This is a genomic window from Halocalculus aciditolerans, from assembly GCF_014647475.1.
Taxonomy (GTDB): domain Archaea; phylum Halobacteriota; class Halobacteria; order Halobacteriales; family Halobacteriaceae; genus Halocalculus; species Halocalculus aciditolerans.
This window is the reverse complement of record NZ_BMPG01000001.1, coordinates 314,558-338,784: the sequence shown is the minus strand read 5'-3', so window position 1 is coordinate 338,784 and position 24,227 is coordinate 314,558. Positions and strand designations below refer to the sequence as shown.

At 70.2% G+C, this 24,227-nt stretch carries 29 protein-coding genes; 12 read left to right on the top strand and 17 right to left on the bottom strand.

From position 1 onward, the window contains the following. The first annotated feature begins 26 nt into the window (after positions 1–26). On the top strand, positions 27–1,406 hold the full coding sequence (locus IEY26_RS01655) for a dihydrolipoamide acetyltransferase family protein (RefSeq protein WP_188975195.1): 1,380 nt from the start codon (positions 27–29) through the stop codon (positions 1,404–1,406). Positions 1,407–1,507: 101 nt separating this feature from the next. Here the strand turns inward: IEY26_RS01655 and IEY26_RS01650 are convergent, their stop codons facing one another. The 6 genes from IEY26_RS01650 to IEY26_RS01625 form a co-directional block, all read right to left on the bottom strand. Further along, a complete protein-coding gene (locus tag IEY26_RS01650; RefSeq protein ID WP_188975193.1) occupies positions 1,508–2,215 on the bottom strand; it encodes an ABC transporter ATP-binding protein in 708 nt (235 codons plus the stop codon). Beyond that, entirely contained in the window at positions 2,212–2,967 is a 756-nt protein-coding gene (locus IEY26_RS01645) for an ABC transporter ATP-binding protein (protein WP_188975191.1), read from the bottom strand. Before IEY26_RS01645 ends, IEY26_RS01650 begins: the two co-directional genes overlap by 4 nt. Then, complete coding sequence (locus tag IEY26_RS01640; RefSeq protein WP_188975189.1) at positions 2,960–4,099, bottom strand: branched-chain amino acid ABC transporter permease; 1,140 nt, start codon at positions 4,097–4,099, stop codon at positions 2,960–2,962. Before IEY26_RS01640 ends, IEY26_RS01645 begins: the two co-directional genes overlap by 8 nt. Before the next feature lies 1 nt (position 4,100). Next, positions 4,101–4,961 carry a branched-chain amino acid ABC transporter permease gene (locus IEY26_RS01635; protein ID WP_188975187.1) on the bottom strand — a complete coding sequence of 287 codons (861 nt, stop codon included), beginning with the start codon at positions 4,959–4,961 and terminating at the stop codon, positions 4,101–4,103. 3 nt (positions 4,962–4,964) lie between these two features. Then, positions 4,965–6,296: an ABC transporter substrate-binding protein gene (locus IEY26_RS01630; RefSeq protein WP_188975185.1), complete on the bottom strand. Its 1,332-nt coding sequence runs from the start codon at positions 6,294–6,296 to the stop codon at positions 4,965–4,967. Positions 6,297–6,377: 81 nt separating this feature from the next. After that, positions 6,378–7,154, bottom strand: a complete 777-nt coding sequence (locus tag IEY26_RS01625; protein WP_188975183.1) for an SDR family NAD(P)-dependent oxidoreductase — start codon at positions 7,152–7,154, stop codon at positions 6,378–6,380. 118 nt (positions 7,155–7,272) lie between these two features. Between IEY26_RS01625 and IEY26_RS01620 the strand changes: the two genes are divergently transcribed. Together IEY26_RS01620 and IEY26_RS01615 are read left to right on the top strand one after the other, a co-directional pair. Then, a complete protein-coding gene (locus IEY26_RS01620; RefSeq protein ID WP_188975181.1) occupies positions 7,273–8,832 on the top strand; it encodes a class I adenylate-forming enzyme family protein in 1,560 nt (519 codons plus the stop codon). Next, a complete protein-coding gene (locus IEY26_RS01615) occupies positions 8,829–9,551 on the top strand; it encodes an HAD family hydrolase (protein ID WP_188975179.1) in 723 nt (240 codons plus the stop codon). Before IEY26_RS01620 ends, IEY26_RS01615 begins: the two co-directional genes overlap by 4 nt. 6 nt (positions 9,552–9,557) lie before the next feature. Here the strand turns inward: IEY26_RS01615 and IEY26_RS01610 are convergent, their stop codons facing one another. Both IEY26_RS01610 and IEY26_RS01605 read right to left on the bottom strand, forming a co-directional pair. Further along, positions 9,558–10,103 (bottom strand): GNAT family N-acetyltransferase, encoded by a 546-nt coding sequence (locus tag IEY26_RS01610; protein ID WP_188975177.1) that lies wholly within the window; start codon positions 10,101–10,103, stop codon positions 9,558–9,560. 24 nt (positions 10,104–10,127) lie between these two features. Beyond that, positions 10,128–10,925 (bottom strand): enoyl-CoA hydratase/isomerase family protein, encoded by a 798-nt coding sequence (locus tag IEY26_RS01605; protein ID WP_188975175.1) that lies wholly within the window; start codon positions 10,923–10,925, stop codon positions 10,128–10,130. A 131-nt stretch (positions 10,926–11,056) separates the two neighbouring features. Here IEY26_RS01605 and IEY26_RS01600 point away from each other — a divergent pair, with 131 nt between their 5' ends. Next, positions 11,057–11,497: a PaaI family thioesterase gene (locus tag IEY26_RS01600; protein WP_188975173.1), complete on the top strand. Its 441-nt coding sequence runs from the start codon at positions 11,057–11,059 to the stop codon at positions 11,495–11,497. Positions 11,498–11,536: 39 nt separating this feature from the next. On the opposite strand, the gene IEY26_RS01595 is transcribed toward IEY26_RS01600, so the two are convergent. From IEY26_RS01595 to IEY26_RS01585, 3 genes are all read right to left on the bottom strand, one after another. Next, positions 11,537–13,735, bottom strand: a complete 2,199-nt coding sequence (locus IEY26_RS01595; protein WP_188975171.1) for a heavy metal translocating P-type ATPase — start codon at positions 13,733–13,735, stop codon at positions 11,537–11,539. 113 nt (positions 13,736–13,848) lie between these two features. Next, complete coding sequence (locus IEY26_RS01590) at positions 13,849–14,061, bottom strand: hypothetical protein (protein WP_188975169.1); 213 nt, start codon at positions 14,059–14,061, stop codon at positions 13,849–13,851. A gap of 44 nt (positions 14,062–14,105) precedes the next feature. Further along, positions 14,106–15,278, bottom strand: coding sequence for an iron-containing alcohol dehydrogenase family protein (locus IEY26_RS01585; RefSeq protein WP_188975168.1), 1,173 nt, complete (start codon positions 15,276–15,278; stop codon positions 14,106–14,108). Between the two features lie 90 nt (positions 15,279–15,368). On the opposite strand from IEY26_RS01585, the gene IEY26_RS01580 reads away from it, so the two are divergent. From IEY26_RS01580 to IEY26_RS01570, 3 genes are all read left to right on the top strand, one after another. Next, a complete protein-coding gene (locus tag IEY26_RS01580; protein ID WP_188975166.1) occupies positions 15,369–15,638 on the top strand; it encodes a DUF7854 family protein in 270 nt (89 codons plus the stop codon). Between the two features lie 101 nt (positions 15,639–15,739). After that, positions 15,740–16,672 carry a DUF7139 domain-containing protein gene (locus IEY26_RS01575; RefSeq protein WP_188975164.1) on the top strand — a complete coding sequence of 311 codons (933 nt, stop codon included), beginning with the start codon at positions 15,740–15,742 and terminating at the stop codon, positions 16,670–16,672. A gap of 63 nt (positions 16,673–16,735) precedes the next feature. Continuing rightward, positions 16,736–17,767, top strand: a complete 1,032-nt coding sequence (locus IEY26_RS01570; RefSeq protein WP_188975162.1) for a cell division protein FtsA — start codon at positions 16,736–16,738, stop codon at positions 17,765–17,767. 67 nt (positions 17,768–17,834) lie between these two features. Here the strand turns inward: IEY26_RS01570 and IEY26_RS01565 are convergent, their stop codons facing one another. Together IEY26_RS01565 and IEY26_RS01560 are read right to left on the bottom strand one after the other, a co-directional pair. Continuing rightward, the gene (locus IEY26_RS01565) at positions 17,835–18,011 is read right to left on the bottom strand and encodes a hypothetical protein (protein ID WP_188975160.1); all 177 of its coding nucleotides are present in this window, start codon (positions 18,009–18,011) and stop codon (positions 17,835–17,837) included. 50 nt (positions 18,012–18,061) lie between these two features. Next, positions 18,062–18,682 (bottom strand): hypothetical protein, encoded by a 621-nt coding sequence (locus IEY26_RS01560; RefSeq protein WP_188975158.1) that lies wholly within the window; start codon positions 18,680–18,682, stop codon positions 18,062–18,064. Between the two features lie 252 nt (positions 18,683–18,934). On the opposite strand from IEY26_RS01560, the gene IEY26_RS01555 reads away from it, so the two are divergent. The 4 genes from IEY26_RS01555 to IEY26_RS01540 are packed head-to-tail and all read left to right on the top strand — an operon-like array spanning position 18,935 to position 21,229. Beyond that, a complete protein-coding gene (locus tag IEY26_RS01555) occupies positions 18,935–19,273 on the top strand; it encodes a DUF7855 family protein (protein WP_188975156.1) in 339 nt (112 codons plus the stop codon). Further along, on the top strand, positions 19,270–20,022 hold the full coding sequence (locus IEY26_RS01550) for a DUF7856 family protein (protein ID WP_188975154.1): 753 nt from the start codon (positions 19,270–19,272) through the stop codon (positions 20,020–20,022). Before IEY26_RS01555 ends, IEY26_RS01550 begins: the two co-directional genes overlap by 4 nt. Before the next feature lie 50 nt (positions 20,023–20,072). Continuing rightward, entirely contained in the window at positions 20,073–20,570 is a 498-nt protein-coding gene (locus IEY26_RS01545; protein ID WP_188975152.1) for a DUF7857 domain-containing protein, read from the top strand. Next, a complete protein-coding gene (locus tag IEY26_RS01540) occupies positions 20,567–21,229 on the top strand; it encodes a MinD/ParA family ATP-binding protein (protein ID WP_188975150.1) in 663 nt (220 codons plus the stop codon). The genes IEY26_RS01545 and IEY26_RS01540 overlap by 4 nt, the downstream gene beginning before the upstream one ends. Here IEY26_RS01540 and IEY26_RS01535 read toward each other — a convergent pair. Beyond that, complete coding sequence (locus IEY26_RS01535; protein WP_188975148.1) at positions 21,208–22,062, bottom strand: transcription initiation factor IIB; 855 nt, start codon at positions 22,060–22,062, stop codon at positions 21,208–21,210. The two genes, IEY26_RS01540 and IEY26_RS01535, sit on opposite strands and share 22 nt — an antisense overlap. 158 nt (positions 22,063–22,220) lie before the next feature. Between IEY26_RS01535 and IEY26_RS01530 the strand changes: the two genes are divergently transcribed. Then, positions 22,221–22,727: a DUF7858 family protein gene (locus tag IEY26_RS01530; protein WP_188975147.1), complete on the top strand. Its 507-nt coding sequence runs from the start codon at positions 22,221–22,223 to the stop codon at positions 22,725–22,727. Here the strand turns inward: IEY26_RS01530 and IEY26_RS01525 are convergent, their stop codons facing one another. From IEY26_RS01525 to IEY26_RS01515, 3 genes are all read right to left on the bottom strand, one after another. Further along, entirely contained in the window at positions 22,728–23,456 is a 729-nt protein-coding gene (locus IEY26_RS01525; protein WP_188975145.1) for a ParA family protein, read from the bottom strand. Between the two features lie 75 nt (positions 23,457–23,531). Further along, on the bottom strand, positions 23,532–23,957 hold the full coding sequence (locus IEY26_RS01520) for an HIT family protein (protein WP_188975143.1): 426 nt from the start codon (positions 23,955–23,957) through the stop codon (positions 23,532–23,534). 39 nt (positions 23,958–23,996) lie between these two features. Next, positions 23,997–24,215, bottom strand: coding sequence for a DUF7860 family protein (locus IEY26_RS01515; RefSeq protein WP_188975141.1), 219 nt, complete (start codon positions 24,213–24,215; stop codon positions 23,997–23,999). Between the last annotated feature and the right edge of the window lie 12 nt (positions 24,216–24,227).

Here is a 24,227-nt window from a genome sequence, read left to right as displayed (position 1 = left end):
AGCACATCCAGTCGAGGTGACCGCGCGTGGTAGCGTTCGAGTACCGCCTCCCCGACCCCGGCGAGGGGTTGACGGAGGCGGAGGTCGAGACGTGGTACGTCGAACCCGGCGACGACATCGGGGAGGACGACCGCTTCCTCGACGTCGAGACCGACAAAGCCGTCGTCGAAATCCCCGCGCCCTGCCCGGGGACGGTAGAGGAACTCGCCGCGGACCCCGGCGACGTCGTGCAGGTCGGCGACGTCATCGCCGTCATCGAGACGGACAGCCCGCCCCGCCAGCAGTCGAGCGGCACGGCGAGCACTGGGCGCGAGGCCGGCGGCGGGGACGCCGAATCAGGCGCATCCGACGACGGCGACGGCCTCACCGACGCCGTCGAGCGCGTCGGCACGGCGGATTCAGAGTCGACCGACTCCGGCGACGACGCGGCCGCGGCGGGCGCGGGCGACGGACGGGTGTTCGCCGCGCCGTCGACGCGGAAGTACGCCCGCGAGCAGGGCGTCGACCTCTCTGCCGTAGAGGGGTCCGGGCCGGGCGGGCGCGTCCTCCGAGCGGACGTGGATTCGCACGCCGCCGGTGGGGAGGAGGGAGCGGAAGCCGAACCCGCGAGCGCGCCGACTGGCGCGGCGGCGAGCAGCGAATCCGGGAGTCCCGCGAGCGAGAGCGACAGTGGACAGACCGACGCCGCCGTCGAGGCCGACGGCGTCTCGGCGAGCCGCCGGCCGCTCCGCGGCCTGCGGGGGAAGATCGCGGAGAACATGGAGCGCTCGGCGTCGACGATTCCGCACGTGACGTCGGGGTTCGAGGCGGACGCGGGCGCGCTCGTCGACCTGAAAGAGCGCCTCGACGCCGCACACGACGCGAAGATCACGTACACGCCGATTCTCGTGAAAGCCGTCGTTCCCGCGCTCCAGGAGTTCCCGCTGGTGAACGCGAGCATCGACGACGAGAACGACGAGATCGTCGAGAAACACGACTATAACGTCGGCGTCGCGACGCACACCGAGGACGGCCTCCTCGTCCCCGTGGTGAAGGACGTGGATCAGAAGTCCATCGTGGAAATCGCCGGAGAGCTGGAAGAGCTCACCGAGGCCGCGCGCGAGCGCACCATCGACCCCGCCGCCCTCCGCGGCGGCACGTTCACCGTGACGAACGTCGGGAGCCACAGCGAGCACGGGACGTTCGGCACGCCGATAATCAACCACCCCGAGTCCGGGATTCTCGGCGTGGGCCGCATCGAGCACAAGCCCGTCGCCACCGGCCCCGACGACTTCGAGGTCCGCCAGCGCGTCGGCTTCTCCTTCTCCTACGACCACCGACTCGTCGACGGCGTCACCGCCAGCGAGTTCATGGAGTACGTCATCGAAGGGATAGAGGACACCGACGTCCTCGTCGGCCGGCTGTAGCCCGATTCCCCGTCTTTTGAGTGGTCGGACGCGGAAGCGCCGCGGGCGTGCTCGAAGCCACCGCCGACGCGCTCGACAGCATCGCGAAGAAGGAGGAGTGACTACTGTCCGAGGTAGGCGTCTCGGATGTAGTCGTCGCCGCGGAGGTCCTCGGGGCTGCCCTCGCGTTCGACGGAGCCCTGTTCGAGGAGGTAGACGCGGTCGGCGTGGTTCATCGTGAACGTCACGTTCTGCTCGGCGAGCAGGACGGTGACGCCGGACTCCTGAATCTCCTCGATGCCCTCGCTGATGTCGTCGAGGATGACGGGTGCGAGGCCGAGCGTCGGCTCGTCGAGGATGAGGAGGTCGGGGTCGCTCATGAGCGCGCGGCCGATGGCGAGCATCTGCTGTTCGCCGCCGCTCATCGTGCGGGCGTGCTGGCCGCTGCGTTCTTCGAGGCGCGGGAAGAGGTCGTAGACGAACTCGCGGCGCTCCTCCCAGTCGTCGGCGTGGCGGTACGCGCCGAGTTCGAGGTTGTCGGCGACGGAGAGGTGCCCGAAGAGGTCGCGGTCCTCCGAGCAGTGGACGAGCCCCGCTTCGACGAGGTCGCTCGGCTCCCGGTCGCGGACGGGGTCGCCGCGGTAGTCGACCGTCCCGTCGTAGTCGAGGAAACCCGACGCGGTGTTCGCGAGCGTCGTCTTCCCCGCGCCGTTCGGCCCGATGAGGCCGACGATTTCGCCTTCGTCGACGCGGACGTCGACGCCGCGGAGCGCCGCCACCTCCCCGTAGCGCACGTGGAGGTCGGCGACGTCGAGGACGCGGTCCGTCATCGGTCCTCACCTCCGAGGTAGGCCTCCTGAACGCGTTCGTCGTCCCGGATGGCCTCCGGCGGGCCCTCCGCGATTTTCGCGCCGAACTCGATGACGATGGCGCGGTCGATGAGGGAGAGCAGGCCGCGCATGTTGTGGTCGACGACCACCTGCGTCAGCCCGTCCTGCCGGAGCTCCTCTAAGGTCGCTGAGAGCGCTTCGACCTCGCTGTTCGACAGGCCGGCGAACGGCTCGTCGACGAGCAGGAGGTCGGGGTCGGTGGCGAGCGCGCGCGCGAGTTCGAGGCGGAGCAGGCCGGCGTGCGGGAGTTCGTCCGGCGTCTGCTCCAGGCGGTCGCCGAGGCCGACGCGCTCGCAGATTTCGACGGCGCGCTCTCGCGTCTCGCCGCGGAGCCCCGTGAGGGAGAGCACGCGGTCAGGGACGAGCGCGAGTTCGACGTTCTTTCGGACGTTCCGGTCGGGGAGCGGGCGGAACTCCTGGAACGTCCGCGCGAGCCCGCGTTTCACCATCTCGTAGGCGGGTTCGCCCGTGACGTCCTCGCCGTCGTAGTAGACGGTGCCGGCGGTCGGCGGGTAGACGCCGGTGACGCAGTTGAACGTCGTGGACTTCCCCGCGCCGTTCGGCCCGATGAACCCGAGAATCTCGCCCTCCTCCACCGCGAAGGAGAGGTCTTCGACGGCGGTGAGGCCGCCGAACTCCTTGCGGAGGCCGTCGATGACGAGCAGGCCGTCGTCGGGCGCGTACTCAGTCATCGTCGTCACCTCCGATGCGCGCGAGCGCGTCGCGGTAGTTCGCGACGACTTGTTCGAGCGGCGTGCGTCCGCCGTCGGGGGCGGCGTCGCCGGACGCGCTCTCGCGGTTCGTGAGCGTGCGGCCGCGCCTGAGCGCCCAGCCGAGGACGCCCTCGGGCAGGAAGAACAGGAGCGCGAACGTCACGACCGAGAACAGCAGGAGGTCGAGGGAGGCGATGGAGACGCCGATGCCGGGAACCGCGGCTTCGACGCCGGAGAGCCACTCGCGGAAGAGGCTGAAGAACAGCCCGCCGACGGCCGCACCGGTGATGGTGCCCATGCCGCCGACGATGGTGGCGATGATGACCTCGATGCTGACGGTCATCACGAGGAGCTGGCTCGGCTGCGGTTTCCCGACCGTGTGGACGAAGACCGCGCCGGCGATGCCGCCGACGGCCGCGGACAGCACGAACGCGAAGAGCTTGAACTTCGCGGGGTTGAGGCCGGACGCGGCGACGGCCGCTTCGTCCTCGCGAATCGCCGTGAAGACGGACCCGGCGTTCGACCGGGTGACGGCGAGGAGGACGAGGAGGACGACGCAGAAGAGGGCGAACGCGACGTAGAAGTTCGCCATCGCCTGCCCGAAGAAGCCGCCCACCGGGAGGAGCGGCTCGGGGGAGGGGAGGCCGAGTTCGCCGCCGAAGGTGTCGCTGAACACGATGAACAGCTGGAGGAGGATGAGCGGCGAGACGAGCGTGATGAGCGAGAGGTAGGGGCCTTCGAGGCGGAGCGCCGGGCCGCCGATGACGACGCCGGCGAGCGCCGCGAGCGCCGTGCCGAGGAGGATGGCGGCGACGGGCGGGAGGCCGAGCTCCGTGTTGGCGAGCGCGGAGCCGTAGCCGCCGACGGTGAAGAAGAGCGCGTGCCCGAAGCTTATCTGGCCGGTGTAGCCGGAGACGGCGTCCCAGCTCATCGCGAACATCGCGAAGAAGAGCGCGGTCGTGACGCTCACGACGGCGAGAATGCCGCCGCCGCGCCCCAGCAGGGGCTGTATCCAGAACGGGAGCGCGGCGAGCGCGACGAGGCCGAGCACGCCGGCGAAGTGGCGGACGGACAGCGACCGCGGGTCGACGAGGTCTGCGTAGCCCGTCATGTTAATGCGTCAGCTCCCGGCCGAACAGGCCTTCGGGTTTCACGAGCAGGATGATTACGAGCACGACGAGCGATGCGAGGCCGCTGAGGCTCGAATCCACGTAGGAGACGGTGAAGACCTCGAGGAACCCGATGACGTACGCCCCGAGGATGCTCCCCCTGATGGAGCCGATGCCGCCGAGCACGACGATGGAGAAGGAGAGGACGAGGGGTTCGCGTCCCATCGCCCAGCTCACCGTCTGGATGGAGCCGAGGAAGACGCCGGCGAGCGCCGCGAGTAGCCCGGCGAGCGCCCACGTGTAGAGGTACATCCGCTTCGATTCGATGCCGACGAGGGACGCGCCCTTCGTCGACATGCTCGTCGCGAGGATGGCCTTCCCGGTGCGCGTGTAGTTCACGCCCGCGAACAGCAAGGCGATGATGACCCAGGAGAGGGCGAACGCGAGGAGGCGATTGGCCTGCACGCCGCCGAGGAGCGCGATCTGGCCGTCGACGAGCGACGGGAGGGCGCGCGGCTGCGTCCCGACGAGTATCTTCGCGACCTCCTCGACGACGATGGACATCACGAGCGTCAGTATCATCACCGTGATCGGCTGGTCCTCGACGAACTGCACCATCCCGAGGTAGAACGCGATCATGAAGGCCGCGCCGACGACCATCGAGGCGAACGCGGCCGCCCAGATGTTGAGGCCGAACACGCTCGTCGCGAAGTACGCGGTGAACGCGCCGACGGTTATCGTCGCCCCGTGCGAGAGGTTCAGGACGCCGCCGACGCCGAAGATGAGCGTGAACCCGATGGCGACGAGCGCGTAGAGCGCGCTGAGCATGACGGCGTTCGAAATCGTGCTGGTGAGTCCGGACATCGCTCATACCCAGGGCGGCTTCTGGTAGCTGCCGCTCGCGAGTTCGTCCGGCCAGAGCGTCGTCTGCGAGCCGCTGCCGTCGCCCTCCTGCCACTGGAACCAGAGCGGCCACGCGGCGTCCTGACCGTAGACGAGGTCGTGGGGGTACGCCTGGTCTTGCCCGTAGTAGGAGACGGTGCCGGCGGTCCCGGTGAAGGACTGCGATTCGATTTCGGGGATGACGTCGTCGGCGTTCCGCGAGTCGGCGGCCGTGGCGGCGTTGACGTAGCTCATCACGGCGTCGTAGGTGTGGTAGCCGGTGTAGACGGGGTAGCTGTCGAACTGGTCGTAGTAGCCCTCGTTGAACGGCATCGTCTTCTCGGTCACCGCGGCGTTCGGCGTGGCTGAGTTCTGAACGACGGCGTACCGGTTCGCGCCGTTGACGGAGCCGTAGTAGGAGGGGAACTGCATCGGGACGTGGATGCCGCCGAACTCGAAGGCGCGCTGCTGTTTCGCCCACTGGACGATGGCGGACGTGCCGGTGTGCGCCATGACGACGTAGGCGGCGTCCGCGTCGCTGCTCTCGATGTCGTCGTAGATGGGGGAGAAGTCGCTCGTCCCGCTCGCGTACCGCTTGCTGATGGGGACGTCGACGCCGGTCGCGGCGAGTTTGTCTTCGAGGACGCTCGTGACCGGTTCGGTCCACGCGTAGTCCTCGGCGAGCACGGCGACGGAGTCCCAGCCGAGGTCCGAGAACTTCGCGTCCGCGAAGTCGATCATGTTCTGCCCGAGGTAGTGGGAGTTCACCGGGCCGGACCGGAAGTAGTACTTGTACTTCTCGTAGTCCGCTTTCACCTGTTTCGCGGTATCCGGCGTCGCGGAGCCGGCGTTCATGTGGACGGTGGACTGCTCGGCGATGCTGTCCATGAGGTTGAGCATCACCTCGCTCGTGAAGACGCCCGTCGTGAAGTCGACCTCCTCGCCGACAGTGAGTTCCTGGTACTTCGATTTGCCCGTCGCGGGGTCCTCGTGGGTGTCCTTGACGACGACTTCGACGTCGTTCCCGAGGACGCCGTCGTTCTCGTTCAGCGTCGTCGCGGCGTACTTCGCGGCGTTCGCGATGGACGAGCCGATCGGGTTCTTCGACGGCTCCGGGGCGAGTACGCCGATTTTGAACGCGCCGGACGGCCCGCTCCCGCCGCCGCCCATGCAGCCGGCGAGGCCGACGGCGGCGGCCGCGCCGACCGACCCGAGGAACGCCCGTCTGCGGCTCGGACTGGACAGTGTTCCGCTCGAAACCCCGGATTCGTTACCATCGGTCTCCCGACCGGTTCTTGAATTATCTTCGTTAACCATCGTCTGCACCCATCTATCACGAACAACTATAAAATAGTGTGGGTGAGTTTATCATCCAAAGAGAACGTCGGCGAGCGGGCCTCAGACGTCCGGGGACGTCTCGCCGCGCGGCACGCCCTTCGCGGCGACCGTCTCGCCGACGAGGTAGGAGGAGGCGTCGCTCGCGAGGAACTGCGCGAGGTCCGCGATTTCGGCGACGTGACCGATCTGGCGGGCGACGTCGTCGCGCTCGATGTTCTCCGCGGAGACGCCCATCTGGGACTCGACGCCGGGCGTCGCGACGAACCCGGGCGCGATGGCGTTCACGCGGACGTTCTCCGGGGCCCACTCGATGCCGAGCGTCTCGGTGAGGTTGATGACGCCTGCCTTCGCCGCGCCGTAGTGGCTCATGTGCGGCGAGCCCTTCTGGCCGGCGACGCTCGCGAGGTTGATGACCGTACCGCCGTCGCCCTCGCGCATCCGCTCGCCGGCGACCTGCGTGCAGTGGAAGGTGCCGGTGAGGTTGATGTCGACGATGGTCTCCCAGCCGTTCGGGCTGATGTCCTCGAAGCCGGCCATGAAGCTCGCGCCGGCGTTGTTCACGAGGCAGTCGACGCCGCCGAACTCCTCGACCGTCGCGTCCACCATCGCCTCGACGGCGTCCCGGTCGGTCACGTCGCACTCGACGGCGATGGCGCGCCCGCCGTCCGCGTCGTTGATGCCGTCGGCGACCGGCTGGACGTTGTCGAGTTCGCGCGAGGAGACGACGACGTCCGCGCCGTCCGCGGCGAACCGCTCCGCGATTTCGCGGCCGATGCCGGAGCTCGACCCCGTGATGACGACTGTCTGGCCGTCGACGCTGAACTGTTCGGTGCTCATCGCCGACCACCTGTTAGCACTGGTAACATCGTCTGCGATTTTCTCCGTCATCGTAATAAAAACTCGTCTCAGTGCCACGTCCGGAAACCTAATGTACGTTGGTGTGAGAAATCACGCCATGGACGTACCCACGGAGTTCCGCGAGCACGAGGGGAACGCCGCGCGACTGTTCACCGCGACGGCCGAGCGGCGCGGCGACGCCCTCGCCGTCGAGATGGGCGGCGCGGAGTTGAGCTACGCCGAACTCGACGCGCGCGCCGCGTCGTTCGCCGGCGGCCTCGCCGAGATGGGGCTCGAACCCGGCGACCGCGCGCTCGTCTACCTCCCGAACTGCCCGCAGTACGTCGTCGCCATCCTCGGCGGCCTCCGCGCCGGCGTCGTCCTCTCCCCCGTCAACCCGCAGTACAAATCCCGAGAGCTCGCCTACCAGCTCGACGACGCCGACGCCGACGCGGTCGTCACGCACGCCGCGCTCCGCGAGCACCTCGACGGAGCGTTCGAAGAAACCGGCCGGAGTCCGCTCGTCGTCACCGTCGGCGACGAGGTTCCCGAAGCGGACGCGGCGTTCGAGGACGTCGCCGGCGACCCCGTGCTCGTCGAGCGCGATTCGGACGATACGGCGATGCAGCCGTACACGTCGGGGACGACCGGCCAGCCGAAGGGCGTGCTCACGACGCACGGGAACCTCCGCGCGCAGGGCTTCGCGGGATTCGGGTTCACCGACCTCGACCCCGACGACCAGCGCGAGCTCGCCGTCCTCCCGCTCTACCACATCACGGGGTTCGTCCACTCGACGTGGCAGACGCTCCTCTACGGCGGCGAAGTCCACCTCCGCAGCCCCGGCGAGTGGGACGCCGCCGAAGCGATGGCGACCATCGAGGAGTACGAGATTACGGGGTTCGTCGGCGTCGCCACGATGTTCGTCGACATGGTGAACCACGACTCGTTCGGCGACCACGACCTCAGCAGCCTCGACACCGTGAACGAGGGCGGCGCGAAGATGCCGGTCGCCGTCCAAGAGCGCTTCGAGGGCGAGACGGGCGTCGAGATGAGCGAGGGCTACGGCCTCACCGAGACGACGGCGGCGACCCACACGGGCGTCGGCTCCTCCTTCGGCGCGAAACCCGGCACCATCGGCCAGCCCCTCCGGATGACCGACTGCCGCGTCGTCGACGCCGACGGCGACCCCGTCCCAGTGGGCGCGGAAGGCGAGCTCCTCGTCCGCGGCCCGCAAGTCGCGAAAGGCTACCACAACCTCCCCGAGGCGAACGACGAGGCCTTCACCGAAGACGGGTTCTTCCGCACCGGCGACGTCGCGCGCCGCGACGCGGAGAACTACTACGAGATCGTCGACCGGAAGAAGCACATGATCAACACCGCCGGCTACAACGTCTACCCCAGTGAGGTGGAGGAGCTCCTCTACGAGCACGACGGCGTCGCCGACGCCGCCGTCGTCGGCGTCCCGGACGAACGCCGGAACGAGACCGTGAAAGCCTTCGTCGTCCCCGTCCCCGACAGCGACGTCACCCCCGAAGCAATCAAGCAGTTCTGCCTCGACAGCCTCGCCGAGTACAAACACCCCCGCGAGGTCGAGTTCGTCGACGAACTCCCGCGCACGGCCTCCGGGAAGATACAGAAGTTCAAACTCGTCGAGGGAGACGGCGGGGACGCGGCGTGACGGACGAGTCAGCCGCCGACGCGGACAAAAGCGAGCTGCGGTACGATGCGGTGTTCTGGGATATCGGCGGCGTGCTCCTCGACCTCGATTCGGTGAGGGCGTCGCACGAGGCGTTCCTCCGCGAGTTCCTCGCGGCGCGCGACGTCGAGGTGTCCGTCGCGGACGCGCTGGCGGAGTGGCGGGAAGTCGTCGGCGCGCACTTCCGCGAGCGCGACGGGACCGCGTTCCGCTCCGCGCTGGAGGGGTACGGGAAGGGCGTCGACGCCATCGTCGGCGAGCACGTCCCCCGCGACGCGTGGTTCCCGGCGTTCCGCGAGGCGGGCCGCGAACACCTGCGCGCGACCCCGCGGGCCCGCGGCGTCCTCGAACGCCTGCATCGAGACGGCGTCTATCAGGCGGTCGTCAGCGACGTCGACGACGAGGAGTGCGCGTTCATCCTCGACCACCTCGGCCTCGCGCCGTTCCTCGACGACGTCACGACCTCCGAATCGGTGGGACGGACGAAACCCGACGACGCGATGTTCGAGGCGGCGCTGGAGAAATCACCGCACTCGCCGGAGAAAACCGTCATGGTCGGCGACCGCTACGACCACGACGTCGCGGGCGCGGCCGCGCACGGTATCCGTCCGGTCGCGTTCGGCGCGGACGACGGGCCCGCCGTCGCTCACCGCATCACCGACCTCGCCGAAGTACTGGAAGTCCTCGGCGTCGACGACTGATTCGGGTTATCTCTCGTCCGCCCAGGTCTCGCGACGGAGGCCGTAGAGGACCATGTCCTCGTAGGCTCCGTCGACGAACATGAACTGGCGGCGGCGGCCTTCCTGCTCGAAGCCGAGTGACTCGAGGAGGCCGCGGGAGGCGTCGTTCGACGCGAACGCCTGCGCGCCGACGGCGGGTGTGGGGTGTTCGCGGAAGGTGTAGTCGACGGCGAGCGCGGCCGCCGTCCCGTAGCCCTCGCCGTGGGAGTCGGCGGCGAGCCAGTAGCCGAGCCCGGGGCGTTTGTAGCGTGCGTCCTCGACGGACACCGCGGCGATTCGCGTGACGGTCTCCTCGGCGGGGTCGCTGGGGGTCGCGTCCGACTCGTCGAGGCACACGACGAAGCGGTCCGCGCCCTCCGGGGAGACCTCGAAATCGCCCCGCGACCGCACCGCGTTCCCGAGCGGATACCGGATCTCCGGCGCGACGCTCTCCCGCTGGACGAACGGCACGTCCTCTTCTTCCATCGTTCGGGGGACGAGTCGCTCCCCGCTCACCACGCGCGCTCCGGGCATGACTCGAAACGCGCGGTCGACGCGCTATCGGCCGTCGAAGTCGGGGTCGCGCTGTTCGAGGAAGGCTTCGACGCCCTCGCGGTGGTCGTCGGTTTCGAAGACGAGGCCTTGAGCTGTGGCTTCGTCGGTCATGGCGGACTGGAGGGATTTGTCGAGGCCTTCGCGGATGAGGCGTTTCGCGTGGCGGAAGGCGACGGTGGGGCCGTCGGCGACGCGTTCGACGAACGCGGCGGCTTCGTCCTCGAAGTCGTCGTCGGGGTAGACGTGGTTGAGGAGGCCGAGGTCGAGCGCGCGGTCGGCGTCGAGGATTTCGCCGGTGTAGACGAGTTCCTTAGCGACGTTCTCGCCGACGATGCGCGGGAGGAGGTAGGAGGTGCCGGCGTCGACGGAGAGGCCGACCTGTCGGAAGACGAAGCCGACGCTCGCGGATTCGCTGCCGAGCTGGACGTCGCAGGCGATGGCGAGGTTCGCGCCCGCGCCGACGGCGGGGCCGTCGACGAGCGCGACGGTGGGGTAGGGGCAGGTGACGAGGCTGGCGATGGTCTCATTGGTGGTGCGTTCGAGGCGGTGGACGGCGTCGTCGAGGGAGCCGTCGCCGTCGAGGCGTTCGCGCATGGCTTTGATGTCGCCGCCGGCGGAGAAGGCGGGGCCCGCCCCACGAAGCACGACGCAGCGGACGTCGTCGCGTTCGGTGAGGTCGTCGAGGTGGTCGCGGAGCGCGGCGGAGAGTTCGGTTGTGAGGGGGTTGCGGGCGTCGGGGCGGTTCAGCGTCAGGGTCGCGACGCCGGCGTCGACGTCGAGTACCACGGGGGTCTCGGACATACGAGGGAGTGGTTACCACACACCGATAAATCTTGGCAGAACGCTGAACATCGTTGTGCGAATAAAGACAGAGATTTCCATCGGTTGTGTGAATCGAGGGGTTTACGCCGGTGGGTGTTCGGGTAGACGGTATGACTGACGACTACGTCACGCCGCTCCAGGATTTCGCGAACGACCACGGCTACCTCTCGTGGCTCGGCGTCACCGTCGAAGAAGCCGAAGAAGGACGCGTGCGGCTCTCCGTGCCGTTCGACGAGGAGCTCTTGAACCCGAGCGACGACCCGACGGTGCACGGGGGAATCGCGGCGACGCTCGTCGATACGGCGTCCGGGTTCGTGCTGCGGACGACGTTCGAGGACGCGCGGAACGCGGCGCTGACGACCACGGACCTGAACGTCTCCTACCTCCGTCCCGTCACGGACGACCTGGAGGCGGACGCGACGGTCGTTCGCGCGGGCGGAACGATGGGCGTCGCCGACGTGACCATCTACACCACGAAGCCGAGCGGCGAGCGGACGGAGGCGGCGACCGGCCGCGCGACCTACCGGCTGTTCCGCGACGCGGACGAGTAAGCGAAGGAGAACCGCGCGGAAGCAGGTGGAGTCCGCGAGTCAGTCGTCGGTGGTGATGCGGGCGAGGCGCATGGCGTTCGCGGTGACGCCGAGGCTCATGCCCATGTCGCCGACGACGATGGCGGTGGCGACGCCGACGACACCGAAGGGCACGCCGAGGGCGAGGAGGGCCTTGACGCCCAGGCTGGCGTAGATGTTCTCGCGGATGACGGTCGTGGACTGCTTGGAGAGGCGGACGAGGTAGGGGAGGCGTTCGAGGTCGTCGCCCATGAGCGCGACGTCCGCGGTCTCGATGGCGGTGTCGGTGCCGGCCGCGCCCATGGCGACGCCGACGTCGGCGGCGGCGAGCGCGGGCGCGTCGTTGATGCCGTCGCCGACCATCGCGACGGTGTGCGTCTCGCGGAGGTCCTCGACGGCGTCGACTTTCTCGGCGGGGAGGAGGTTCGCGCGGTAGTCGTCGATGCCGGCCCGTTCGGCGACGGCGCGCGCGGTGCCCTCGTTGTCGCCGGTGAGCATGACGACGCGGTCGACGCCCTGCGCGCGGAGGCGGCCGACGGCGCGCTCGGCGTTCGGCCGGATGGTGTCGGCGACGGCGATGACGCCGACGACGGTGTTCCCGGCGGAGACGGCGACGACCGTCTTCCCCGCCGCTTGGAGGTCGGCGACGGTGTCGGCGAACTCGTCGGGGAGCGTGAAGAGGTCGGGCGACCCGACGATGACGGGCGTGCCGTCGACGGTCGCGGAGACGCCTTCGCCGGTCAGCGTCTCGAAGTTCTCGACGGTGTGCCGGGTGAGACTCCACTCGTCGTCGGGTTCGGTGCCGGCGACGATGGCGTCGGCGATGGGGTGGTCGCTGCGGCGTTCGACGGCGTTCGCGTACCCGACGAGCGTGCTCCGCGCGACGCCGCTCCCGGTGACGACGTCCGTGACGGTGAGGTCGCCGGTGGTGAGCGTCCCGGTCTTGTCGATGGCGACGGCGTCCACGTCGCCCATCGCCTCCAGGTAGCGCCCGCCCTTCACGAGGACGCCGTTGCGCGCGGCGCTCGTGACGGCGGAGACGACGGAGACGGGCGTGGAGATGACGAACGCGCACGGACAGCCGATGACGAGGAAGGCGACGCCGCGAATCGCCCACTTCTGCACGGGCTCGCCGAAGACGAGCGGCGGGACGAGCGCGGTGAGCGCCGCGAGCACGACGATTGCGGGCGTGTAGTAGGCGGCGAACCGGTCGACGAAGCGCTCGTGCGTCGTCTGCTCGGCGTCCGCGTCCGCGACGAGTTCGATGATGCGGGAGAGCGTGGTGTCGCTCGCGTCCGAGGTGACTTCGACTTCGAGGTAGCCGCCGTCGACGATGGTCCCCGCGTAGACCTCGTCGCCGCGCTCCTTCGTGACCGGGACGCTCTCGCCCGTGATCGGCGACTCGTCGACGGCGCTTTCGCCGTCCGCGACGACGCCGTCGAGCGGGATCTTCTCGCCCGTTCGGACGACGACGGTCTCGCCGACCTCGACTTCGTCCACCGGGCGTTCTTCCTCGACGCCGTCGCGCGTGACGGTCGCGGTGTCGGGTTCGAGTTCGAGGAGTTCGCGAAGCGAGTCCCGCGCGCGGTCCATCGCGTGATCCTCTAAGAGTTCGGCGACGCTGAAGAGGACGGCGAGCGTCGCGGCGTCCACGAGGTAGCCGTCGCCGAGCGCGACGGCGGCGACGATGGCGGCGCTCATCAGGAGGTCGACGCCGAGGTCCGCGTGCCGGAGCGACGTGAGGCCGTTCCGGAGGACGGGGACGCCGGCGACCGCGACCGCCGCGAGGTAGAGCGCGCCGGCGGCCGTGACCTCGTAGCCGACGGCCGCGGCGAGCGTCGCGTTCGCGGCTGAGAGGACGAACTCGAAGAGGAGGCCGAGGGCGACGAACGCCGCGCCCGCCCACGTGTGGAGCGCGCGGCGACTCGTCCAGATTTCGCGCGTGTCCGGGATCAGCGCGCCGGCGTCGCCCTCGCCGTCGCGGACGACGCCCTCGACGGGGTAGCCCGCGGCCTCGACGGCCGCGCGGATGTCCGCCTCGCTGGTTCGATCGGGGTCGAACGTCACCTCGACCCGGCCGGTCGTCGGGGAGAGCGAGAGCGCCGTGATACCACCGTGGTCCGCGAGCGCGGATTCGACCGTACCGGCGCAGGACGCACAGTCCATCTCCGGGACGGACAGCCGGAGGGTCGTGGTCCTCGCCGTCGTCGAATCACTCATTACTCCGTCTACGTCCGCGGGGGGTTTAGGAACCCTCGTTCACGACGCCGAGCTCGCGTTCGCTCGCCGACAGGAAGCCGGAGGCCGCTGTTCGCGGGCGACGGCGGCGAGGGTCAGGCCTCGGTGACGGGGTCGACGTGGTGGACGGCGTCCGGGGAGAGGAGTCGCCCGGTCGGGAGTTCGACCCAGCCGTTCGCGAGCACGCGGACTTCACCCTCGTGAAGCACGGTCTCGCTCTCGCGGTCGCCGTAGACGACGGCGTCGTCGTACGTCCGCTCGAAGTAGCCGGCGAGGACGTCCCAGACGCCGCGCGTGGAAGTGACCATGCGAGACGTGTCGTCGAAGAACAATATAAACGTTGGTCCGAGAGTCACCACGCGTCTTCGAGGACGCCGCGGAGGTCCGCGACCGTCGGGTCGACGCCGGCGGGGAGGTTGTCGAGGAGGCCGTCGGCGTGCGTGCTCTCGGCGATGGCGTCGAGGGAAGATTCGCTGACGTCGTCGACGTCGCGGAGGCGGGTGGGGAGGCCGAGCGAATCGCGGACGGCGGCGACGGCGTCGACGATTCCGTCCGAGTCGACGCCGAGGGCGTCGGCGAGGACGTCGCGGCGGGCGTCCGTCTGTTCGAGGAGGTACGCGAGGGCGTGCGGAGCGGTGATGGCGTGCGCGCTCCCCTGTTGGACGGCCGAATGCGCGGTGAGGCCGTGGCCGAACGCGTGGACGAGACCGAGCCCGGAGCCGTCGGGGCGTTTGATGCCGTACTGGACGAGGAGAATCCCCTCCAGAATGCCGGCGTAGTCGGTCTCGCCCGCGTCGGGGCCGAGGCCGGGGAGCGTCTCGGTGAGGCGGCGGACGCCGCGGACGGCGGTGGCGTCCGTGACTGGCGTGTGCGCCGTCGTGTAGATGGCCTCGACGCCCTTGTCGAAGCCGTTCATCGCCGACGACGCGAGCACGCGCCGCGGGGTGGTGGCGACCAGCTCGGGGTCGTAGAACGCCGCGGTCGGCGTGAGCGCCGGGTCGGAGAGGCCGCCGGAAATCGGCGTTCGAGTGATGTCGGGGTCCGTGGCGTTCAGTCCGCCGCCGAAGGAGAGGTCCGCGCCGGCGAGCGTCGTCGGGACGACGGCCATCGGCGGGAGGGCGGCGTCGGGGACGGGCAGCGCGTGCGTCTCGGCGTAGGTGTCGACGGCGGCGTCGCGGTCGTCGGTGACGGCGAGCGCGCAGACGGCGCGTGCGACGTCGAGACTGCTCCCGCCGCCGACGGCGACCACGGAGTCCGCGTCCGCGCGCTCGAAGACGTCGACGCCGTCGAGCGCGGTGGAGAGCAGTTTCTCCGGCGTCGTCTCCGCGAACACGCCCGCGAGCGCGTCCCCCAGTCCGGCCCTCACCGGGTCCATCACGTCGTCGTTCGCGCCCACGGACGTCCCCGTGACGACGAGCGCGTTCGACGCGCCCGCGGCCGCGAGTTCGTCCGCGAGCCCCGACACCGACCCCGCGCCGAACCGAATCGTCGGCGACTCGTACTCGAACCGGAAGGAGTGAGGCATACTCGATGGGTCGGCTGGCGGAAGTATATAGGTCCGTGTCGCCGCGAGCGGGGCGTGGGTTTTTGCGTCGCGAGGAGAGAGCGGAGGGTAATGGACCGAATCAGCGCGCTCCGGAACGTCGAGGACGCGCTCACCGCCTACGAGTCGGGCGAGTGCGACCTCGCCCGCACCGAAGAGCGCGTCCTCACCGTCCTCCGGTCGTACGCCACCGACTTCGACGACGCCGCGCTCGCGAGCTACCGCGCGAGCGGCCCCGGCGTCGACGGCGTCGTCGTGGCCGCGGAGAGCGAATCCGAAGCGCGAGCGCGCGTCCGCGCCGTCACCGGGACCAGCGAGGAGTTCGACGTCACCGAGCTCTGACACCGCCGGCTCCGTCGACGGGACCGTCGGCGCGAAGCCTCGGTCGGGCTCGGCGGGCGTCGTGGCTAACAGTCATTACGGTGGACGACTGATTCCGGAGTATGAGTCAGAGTGTCGAGAGCGCGGTGGGCGAACGCCTCGTCGCGCTCTACCGGCGGTACGTCGGGGAGCCCGACCGGCTCCGCGACGTCTACCTCGGATTCGGCCTGTTCTTCGGCGGCATCGCCCTCGGCGCGCTCGGACTGCTCGTCTTCCTCGTCGGGAACACGTACGCGGACACCACCCTCGTCTTCTACCAGTTCCGCGAGGTCGCCATCGCGCTCGTCGGCGTCGGCGCGCCCGCGTTCTTCATGAGCATCCCCGTCCTCCTGCCGGTCGGCCGGAAGACGCAGTACGCGGCCGCCGCCGGCGGCGTCGTCACCCTCGTCGCCGTCGGCATCTTCGCCTGGGCGTACCCCTACCACTGGAACGTCGCCGGCCGCGACGAGTCCGTGCTCGGCGTGAGCACGTACGCCGTCGGGCTCGCCGTCATGGTGGCCGCAATCGGCTCCTCGCTCGTCACCGACTACATCGAACGGCAGAACGCGTCCGACGGAAGCGCGAGCGCGTCGTCCGCCGAGCGTTCGGACGGCGACGGCGGCGCGGCGAGCGCCACCGAATCCGTTTCCTCCGCGGACGTCGAACGCGACATCGAGGAAGCGATGCGGGACGCCGACCTCTCCTGGGGCGGCGTCAAGAAGGAGAACACGAAGCGCTTGAAAGTCAAGACGGACGAGGGCGAAGCCGGCATCGACCGCGCGAACTTCGACGACGTCGGCGCGAACGAGCGCCGCGAGGGCGGCGGCGGCGTCGACGACGCCGTGAACTCGCTCAACTCCTTCCGCGGCGGCCAGCAGAAAGAAGAGCGGAGCGAGGACACCACCGACGACCAGGCGGACAAACTGAAGCAGCTCCGGCAGCGCCAGCAGGCCGAACAGGAGAAGGAAGCCGCCGAAGAAGGCCTCGTCGGGAAGCTGAAACGGAAGTTCTCCTGACGGGATTCGAGCGTGCATCGAAGCCTGGGGCAGATTTATTAACTGCCGGAAGAAGGTACGCGTATGGCCAAAGGACTCGACGTCGGGACGATGAACATCATCTCTGCCCGACAGGAAGGCGGCGACACCGTCTTCGTCCAGCAGCGAAACTCCTTCGTCGAACTCGACTACAGCGACATGGCGGAGCAGATGCTCTCCCGCAGCGACGTCCTCCACATCAAGAAGGGGGATAAGGTCTACGTCGTCGGCGACGACGCGCTGAACTTCGCGAACATCTTCAACCGCGAGACCCGCCGCCCGATGAAGCACGGCATCATCTCCGCGGACGAGAAGTCCGCGATTCCGATGATCAAACTCATCATCGAGCAGGTCGTCGGCGAACCCACGCACGAGGGCGAACCGCTCTTCTTCTCCACGCCCGCCGACCCGATGGACTCCGACGCGACGACGCTCTACCACCAGAAGACCCTCGAATCCATCCTCGGCCAGATGGGCTACGAGCCCGAACCAATCAACGAGGGGATGAGCGTCATCTACTCCGAGCTCGCGAACCAGGACTTCACGGGCCTCGGCATCTCCTTCGGCGCGGGCATGACGAACGTCTGCCTCGCCTACTACGCCGTTCCCGTCATGACGTTCTCCATCGCCCGCGGCGGCGACTGGATCGACGAGCAGGCCGCGACCGCGACCGGCACCCCCGTCGATAAGGTCACCTCCACGAAGGAAGACGACTTCACCCTCAACTTCGAGAGCGACGTCGGCGGCATCGAAGGCGCGCTCTCCATCTACTACGACAACCTCCTCGACTACGTCATCGAGAACATCGCGCGCGAAGTCGACGACGAAGACGTCGAAGAAGGCCTCGACGTCCCCGTCGTCGTTACCGGCGGCACCTCCAGCCCCGACGGCTTCGAGAAACTCTTCCGCGAACGCTTCAACGAAGCCGACATCCCCTTCAACATCAGCGGCGTCCGCCGCGCCCGCGAACCCATGTACAGCGTCGCCCGCGGTGCGCTCGTCGCCGCCCGCTCCGAAGAAGGCGACACCGGCGGCGACGGCGACGCCGACGCCGAAGAAGTCGAAGCCGAAGACTGACTCGTCGTCGAACCGGGTCAAATCTGTGACTGACCCGTCTGTCGAACCGGGTCAGACGGTCACCTGATTATTCGAGGTTTTCGTAGAACCGAGCGATCGCTTCCGACCACGACTCCTCGCCGTCGAGTTGTTCCGCGTGGAGGTCGGCGGGGACGCCCGAGTACCCGCAGTCCTCGCAGACGACCGCCGACCGCTCTCCGAGCGTGAACTCCGTGACGGCTCCGCCGCACCGCGGACACTCCATACTCGCCCACTAGCCCCCGTCGGACTTGAATCTGTATCCGAGCGGTCGGGCTAGTAGTGCTTGAAGAGGACGGCGCGGACCTCGTCTTTCGTGCGCGCGAACTGGTGTTCGCCGTCCGGGAGTTCGACGACGTACTTGCCCTGGTTGCTCTCGACTTCGTCCCACTTGTCCGCGTGGTCGTCGAGGAGGCCCATCATCCGCTGGAGGCGTCCGGACCCGCCGCTCGACCCGTCGTCGCCGTCCGGACCATCGCTGCCGTCATCCGCACTATCGCCGTCGTTCCCGCTCTCCCCGTCGGTTCCTTCGCTCGACGCCGATTCGGCTTCGACGGACTCCGCCGTCGCCCCCTCGGATGCTGCGTCGACGTCGGGGTCGACGTCCGGGTCGAGGTCGACGTCGAGCGTGTCGCCGTTCACGGCGGCCGCCGCCTCCTCCGGGCCCGAAGACGCTTCGTCAGTCGTCGCTTCCTCGGCGTCCGCCGTGGAGGCGGGTGCCGGCGTAGACCGCGCCCCCGACGCCGCCTCGCCGGCGGCCTCGTGGTCGTCGATGAGGTACTGGAGGGCGTCTCGGGTTCGAACGTGGCCGTACTCCCCGACGTGCTCGGCGGCGAGCTGCACGCGGAGGCGCTCTAAGTATTCGCGCTGTTCGTCGCTGATCTCGATACTGACCATCGTGGCGGACGTAAGAGAGTGACACAGTAAGCGGTACCGGTGCGTTCGAACCGATGGTCCGCTCGGAACGAAACCCGGGCTCGAAACGACCAGCCATAAATCGCAAGGCGCGATACGAAACCTCCGCGGCGAGTCGTCGCGGCGTCGTGGTCGTCGCGCTCGCCACCGAGAGTCGCGTGGTCGGGACGGCGGTGTGACACGACTCTCGATACGCGGCGGGGGCTTTTTACCGCGGGACGAACCTGTCGGGTCGTGTTACTCGTCGTGACGTACAGTCGGCCGGCGCGGCAGGCGCTCCGGAACACCTGCAACCGCCACGAGGACGTCGTCGTGCGGCGGTTCGGTCGGGCGGCGCTCTTCGACGCGACGGAGCTGGGCGCGTTCCTCGCACTCCGGCTACGAGAGGGGTACGGCGGTGACGTGCAGGTGGAGGCGACGCGGCCGTTCAACGAGTTCTCCGGCGCGCCCGAGGCGGTGCGGGAGGCGGCGATGGCCTACGCGGACCGCGATTCGGCGAGCACGCCGTACCACGCCTTCCGCGCGGGCACGGAGTACCCGTCGGTGGCGGCGATGCGGGATCGGGACCTGTGAGACTCCGGTTCGCCGGGGCGACCTGGCGCGGGCGCGCGGTCGACCTTCGAGGGAGCGGCGTCGACGCCGCCGCGGTGTACCGGGCGATTCGGGACCGGGGCGACGACCGCGTCCGGTCGCGCGCTCCCGGGCCCGTCCACGAGCACGTCGGCCTCCTCACGAGCGAGCGCGAATTCTCGCGGGAGGCGTGTCACGCGGCGGTCGCTCGGTCGCGCGGCCTCGGTCGTTCCGAGCGCGTCGTCGAAGCGACGCGCCCCGACGACCCGGCGGACGCGCGGCGGGCCGTCGCGGCGGCGACCGCAGCGGTCGAAGGACGGCGCGAGGACGTCTCGCGGGCGCGCGGGCGACTCGAAGCGCGGCGGGCGATCGGCGCGCCGACGGCGGCGGCGCGGGACGACCTCCGGGCGGCGGCTCGCGCGCTGAGCGAGGCGGAGACCGAGCGCGCAGCCGCAGAAGAAGCGTTGGCGTCCGCGCGGCGGCGGGCGCGCGGGCAGCGAGACGAGCGCGCCGCGGCGCTCCGAGCCGTCGACGGCCGGCGGAACGAGCGGAAGCGACTCGCGGCCGCGGTCGCGGACGCGATAGCGGCCGCTCGGCGGGCGGTCCCCGACTGCGGGCTAACGCCGCAGCTCGCGGCCGTGCGTGCCGCTCGCGTGAGCGCGCCCGTCGTGCTCGTCGGCGGACCGTTCGACCGGGCGACGCGCGCCGCCGCCTGCCTCGACGCGCCGGTCGTCCTCGCGGACCCGCCGTAGGCTCCGGGACGCTGGAAGTTTAAATCCGAAGACGCGGCGAACGAGAGGTAATGGACGTAGAGACGTGGACGCAGCGGGTCGGCGGCGTGACGTTCGTGAGCGCGACGGTGACGAACGAGGGGGAGCGACGGCGGGTGCGGGTCGCGGCCGGCGTGGAGCCGGTGTGGCCGCCGCGGCGACACGGGGTGCCGCGCGCCGGCTGGGACGACGATGGCTTCGAGGGCGTCGTCGGCCGCGAGGAGACGCTGGTGCTCGGGTTCGCGACACCGGCGCGCGCGGCGAACCCCGTCGAAGTGGCGTGGACGGAGCCGGCCGGGGGCGAGCGCGAGGACGAACAGCCGGTGGCTGCGCTGGGTGACCCGCGGCCGCCGCGCGACGCCGTGCCGACGCCGCGAGTCGTCCCGGAGGCCGTGGATTCGTGGCTGGACGCGGCGGCGACGCGCGTCGAGACAGCGCAGGCGGAGCCGGCCGACCGGGAGGCGCTGCGGCGGGTCGCGGCGCGCGCGAGGGCCGCGCTCCGCGGGGCGACTGCGGAGGGCGAGTCGTGATTCTGGCAGTCACGGGCGGCAAGGGCGGCGTCGGGAAGTCAACGGTCGCGCTCAACCTCGCGGCGGAGCTCGACGCGGTGCTGGTCGACGGCGACCTCGCGATGGCCGACCTCCCGGTAGGGAGCGGCCCGGACCTCCACGACGTGCTGGCGGGGCGCGCCGCGCCCTTCGAGGCGGTGCAGCGACTCGGCGAGGTGCTCGTGCTCCCCTGCGGGCGGTCGCTCGCCGGGGCGCGGGCGGCCGACCCGCGGGCGCTCGGTGGCGTGCTCGGCGACCTGGCGGCGACGCACGGCGACGTGGTCGTGGACTGTGCGGCGGGGTTGAAGGCCGACGTCGGCGTACCGCTCGCGGCGGCTGACGCCTGCGTGCTCGTCACGCTCCCCGGCGTGCCGGCGGTCGCGGACGGCGTCCGGGCACGCGAACTCGCCGTCCGGTTCGGCGCGGGCGTGGCGGCGGTCGCGCTCAACCGGAGTGACGGTGTGGCGCTCGAACCGGTCGAGCGCGCGCTCGGCGGGCGAGCGGTGGCGCTGCCGGAGTCGCGGGCGCTCGCCGCGGCGGTGCGAGACGGACGGCCGGCTCGAACGGTCGAGGCGGGAACCGCGGCGGTAGAAGCGGTGCGGGAGCTCGGGCGGGTCGTTCAGTCCTGTAAGTCGGCGTAGGTGGCGCGGAGGGTGACGGGGGTGACGCCGGCGGCGGCCGCGGCGTCGGCCTGCGTCACCGGTGATTCCGTATCGCGAGATGCGGTGTATAGGCAGGCGGCGGCGACGCCACCGGGGTTCCGACCCGCGAGGTTCGTGTCCGCCTCTAAGTCCAAGAGGAGGCGGCGAGCGTGGCGTTCGACGGCGGCGTCGAGGCCGAGTTCGCTGGCGAACCGCGGGAGGTAGTCGCGGGGGTCGATGGGGCCGGTCGGCAGGCCGAGTTCTCGGTTCATCGCGTCGTAGGCGGCGCGGAACTCCCTGCGGTCGGCGCGCGCGACGTCGAGCACTTCGTCGACGGTCCGCGCGACGCCGCGCTGGCGGCAGACGGCGTAGACCGCGGCGGCCGCGAACCCTTCGAGCGAGCGGCCGCGGAGGAGGTCTTCGTTCCGCGCGGAGTCGTAGAGCGCGCAGGCCTGGTCGCGGACGTCGTAGGGGAGTGAGAGCTGTGAGACGACGCGGCGGATTTCGGTGAACGCGTAGACGGTGTTGCGGTCCTGTTTGGTGGCGATGCGCGCGCGGTTGTGTTCGCGGCGCATCCGGGCGAGCCGCCGCCGCTTCCGACCTTTCACTCGGGTCTGACGGCCGATTTCGGTGCTGAGGCCGCGGTCGTGGCGGCTGCGCGTGAGCGGCGCGCCGGTGCGTTCGCGGTTCGGGCCGTCCTGGAAGCTCCGCCATTCGGGGCCGCGGTCGATGGCGTCTTCGGCGACGACGAGCCCGCACTGCGTGCAGACGGTTTCGGTGCTGTCGGTGCGAACGGGGCCGTCGCATTCGGGACAGGTTCGTGCCTGACTCATCACACTTCGACCTTGCCCCGCACTCACGGTATAAACCCCCGACGAAACGGGGTGTGCCCCGGGGTCTCGCGGCAGGGAACCGAGCGGTAACCGGTCGGTGTCGTCGCGCGTCGAGCCGGGACGAGCGTTCAAGTACCAGAGGGCGGACAGACGTGCGTATGGGACTCGCGGACCTGGCAGCCGGTCTGGAAGTGACGGCGCGGCAGGAGGACCGCGGCGTGGCGACGGTGGACGCGCGGGACACGCCGCTCGCGGAGCGCCTCGCGCCGTACGCAGAGGACCTGCCGTGCTCGCTGGACGCGGCGGCGGCGCTCCTCGACGGCTACGGCGGCGGGACCAGTGTCGGCGGTGCGGCGTCGGCGGCGGGCGTGCCGCCGACGACCGCCGCGAAGACGCTCCACTTACTCGGCGTCGAGGGTATCACGCCGCTCTCGCCGCTCGCCCGCGAGGTCGTCCGCGACTGGCTCGACGGTCGACTGTCGCGGACGGACGCGGTCGAGCTCGCGGGCTGCGAGGAGGCCGAGTTCGCGCTCGGCGTCTACGTGGAGACACACGACCCGCTGCCGGGGGCGCGGGCGGTGGCGAACGGGGTGGCGCTCGGCGGGGACGCGGCGGTGGCGAAGCGGGACGCGCTCGCGGACACGCTCCCGACGGACCTCGGCTGACTACTTGAGCGCGGTTTTCGCGCGGTCGACGAGTCCGGGCTCGTCGGGGAGCGCGAGGTCGACGTCGAAGAGCGCTTCGGCGAGTTCGCCGACGGCGAGGGAGAAGGGAGCGCGCGGCGTCTCGTAGGCGAACCGTTCGGTATCGGCGGCGTCGGCGGTCGGGATCGCGACGTCGGCGTCGAGCGGCGTGTCGGGCGCGCGGTTGGCGACGAGGAGGTCGGCGCTGGCGTCGACGTCGGCGAGGCGGCCGCGGGTGCGCGCGACGGCGTCGGCGCCGCGTTCGCCGCCGGGTGCGACGAGCGCGACGGCGTCGGCGGCGTCGACGCTGGCGATGGCGGGGTTGGCGAGGACGGGCGGCGTGTCGACGAGCACGTGGTCGGCGTCGAGTTCGTCGAGTCGGTCGCCGAGCGTCGCGGCGGCGTTCGGCGCGCTCGCGGACGCGAGCGTCGTGAACGGCGCGTACGTCGGGTAGAGCGTCACCGACCCGGGCGTGTCGATGTCGAGTTCGTGTGCGGCGTCCGCGGCCGGGCGAGCGGAGTCAGCGAGGAGGGCGGCGGTGTCGGCGTCGATGCGGCCGTCGACGTGGCGCGCGAGACCCTGCGTGGCGAACGCGACGTCGACGACGGCGGCGTCGCGGCCGGCGGCGGCGAGCGAGGCGGCGGACTCGACGGCGAGTCGCGTCGCACCGACGCCGCCCGCCGTCCCGACGACCGCGGCAGTTCGAGGCATAGCCACTGCTGGTCCGGTCCGGGTATTAGAAGCTTGGCACGAATCGAGCGGCGAACGCCGGCTTCGGCGTCGCGGTCAGAGTTCGGCTTCGACGTCGGCGGCGATGGCGTCGAGTTCGTCGTCGTCGAAGTCGGGGGTGTCGCCGGCGATAGCGTGGATGGGGTGGCCGCCGTCGTTCTCGAAGCGCGGGATGACGTGGCCGTGGAGGTGCGGGACTTCCTGGCCGGCGGCTTCGCCGTTGTTGAACGCGACGTTGGAGGCGTCGGCGTCGACGGCGGCCTCGACGGCGATGGTGACCTCGCGGAGCGCGGTCATGACGTCGGCGGCGAGTTCGGGCGGCGTGTCGTTGAGGCGTTCGTGGTGGGCTTTCGGAATTACGAGCGTGTGGCCGGGGGCGAGCGGGTTCGCGTCGAGGAACGCGAGCGTGGTGTCGGTCTCGTGGACGATGCGACCGGGGATGTCGCCGTCGGCGATGGCGCAGAAGATGCAGTCGTCGCTCATGGCTGAGTCGTCGTGCGCGGCGAGTATGAAACTTGGTCCCTACTCGGTGAGCGGGAGGACGACGCCGAAGACGAACGGAACGAAGAGCACGCCGAGCGCGCCGACGGCTTCGGCGTCGGTGAAGAGGCTGACGGACCACGCGGGGAGGGTGCTCGCGCCGAGCGCCGCGCCGGCGAAGCCGATGGCGACGAGCGCGAGACTGGCGAGCGTTCCGGTTTTCACGACGGCCGGGTAATCGATTGAGCCATAGCGTCCCATATACACTCCCCT

Excerpts from the sequence above, each read along its gene's own strand:
- IEY26_RS01650 (WP_188975193.1), bottom strand. The coding sequence starts at position 2,215 with ATGACGGACCGCGTCCTCGACGTCGCCGACCTCCACGTGCGCTACGGG.
- IEY26_RS01645 (WP_188975191.1), bottom strand. The coding sequence starts at position 2,967 with ATGACTGAGTACGCGCCCGACGACGGCCTGCTCGTCATCGACGGCCTC.
- IEY26_RS01640 (WP_188975189.1), bottom strand. The coding sequence starts at position 4,099 with ATGACGGGCTACGCAGACCTCGTCGACCCGCGGTCGCTGTCCGTCCGC.
- IEY26_RS01635 (WP_188975187.1), bottom strand. The coding sequence starts at position 4,961 with ATGTCCGGACTCACCAGCACGATTTCGAACGCCGTCATGCTCAGCGCG.
- IEY26_RS01630 (WP_188975185.1), bottom strand. The coding sequence starts at position 6,296 with ATGGTTAACGAAGATAATTCAAGAACCGGTCGGGAGACCGATGGTAAC.
- IEY26_RS01625 (WP_188975183.1), bottom strand. The coding sequence starts at position 7,154 with ATGAGCACCGAACAGTTCAGCGTCGACGGCCAGACAGTCGTCATCACG.
- IEY26_RS01620 (WP_188975181.1), top strand. The coding sequence starts at position 7,273 with ATGGACGTACCCACGGAGTTCCGCGAGCACGAGGGGAACGCCGCGCGA.
- IEY26_RS01610 (WP_188975177.1), bottom strand. The coding sequence starts at position 10,103 with ATGCCCGGAGCGCGCGTGGTGAGCGGGGAGCGACTCGTCCCCCGAACG.
- IEY26_RS01605 (WP_188975175.1), bottom strand. The coding sequence starts at position 10,925 with ATGTCCGAGACCCCCGTGGTACTCGACGTCGACGCCGGCGTCGCGACC.
- IEY26_RS01600 (WP_188975173.1), top strand. The coding sequence starts at position 11,057 with ATGACTGACGACTACGTCACGCCGCTCCAGGATTTCGCGAACGACCAC.
- IEY26_RS01595 (WP_188975171.1), bottom strand. The coding sequence starts at position 13,735 with ATGAGTGATTCGACGACGGCGAGGACCACGACCCTCCGGCTGTCCGTC.
- IEY26_RS01590 (WP_188975169.1), bottom strand. The coding sequence starts at position 14,061 with ATGGTCACTTCCACGCGCGGCGTCTGGGACGTCCTCGCCGGCTACTTC.
- IEY26_RS01585 (WP_188975168.1), bottom strand. The coding sequence starts at position 15,278 with ATGCCTCACTCCTTCCGGTTCGAGTACGAGTCGCCGACGATTCGGTTC.
- IEY26_RS01580 (WP_188975166.1), top strand. The coding sequence starts at position 15,369 with ATGGACCGAATCAGCGCGCTCCGGAACGTCGAGGACGCGCTCACCGCC.
- IEY26_RS01575 (WP_188975164.1), top strand. The coding sequence starts at position 15,740 with ATGAGTCAGAGTGTCGAGAGCGCGGTGGGCGAACGCCTCGTCGCGCTC.
- IEY26_RS01570 (WP_188975162.1), top strand. The coding sequence starts at position 16,736 with ATGGCCAAAGGACTCGACGTCGGGACGATGAACATCATCTCTGCCCGA.
- IEY26_RS01565 (WP_188975160.1), bottom strand. The coding sequence starts at position 18,011 with ATGGAGTGTCCGCGGTGCGGCGGAGCCGTCACGGAGTTCACGCTCGGA.
- IEY26_RS01560 (WP_188975158.1), bottom strand. The coding sequence starts at position 18,682 with ATGGTCAGTATCGAGATCAGCGACGAACAGCGCGAATACTTAGAGCGC.
- IEY26_RS01545 (WP_188975152.1), top strand. The coding sequence starts at position 20,073 with ATGGACGTAGAGACGTGGACGCAGCGGGTCGGCGGCGTGACGTTCGTG.
- IEY26_RS01535 (WP_188975148.1), bottom strand. The coding sequence starts at position 22,062 with ATGAGTCAGGCACGAACCTGTCCCGAATGCGACGGCCCCGTTCGCACC.
- IEY26_RS01530 (WP_188975147.1), top strand. The coding sequence starts at position 22,221 with ATGGGACTCGCGGACCTGGCAGCCGGTCTGGAAGTGACGGCGCGGCAG.
- IEY26_RS01525 (WP_188975145.1), bottom strand. The coding sequence starts at position 23,456 with ATGCCTCGAACTGCCGCGGTCGTCGGGACGGCGGGCGGCGTCGGTGCG.
- IEY26_RS01520 (WP_188975143.1), bottom strand. The coding sequence starts at position 23,957 with ATGAGCGACGACTGCATCTTCTGCGCCATCGCCGACGGCGACATCCCC.
- IEY26_RS01515 (WP_188975141.1), bottom strand. The coding sequence starts at position 24,215 with ATGGGACGCTATGGCTCAATCGATTACCCGGCCGTCGTGAAAACCGGA.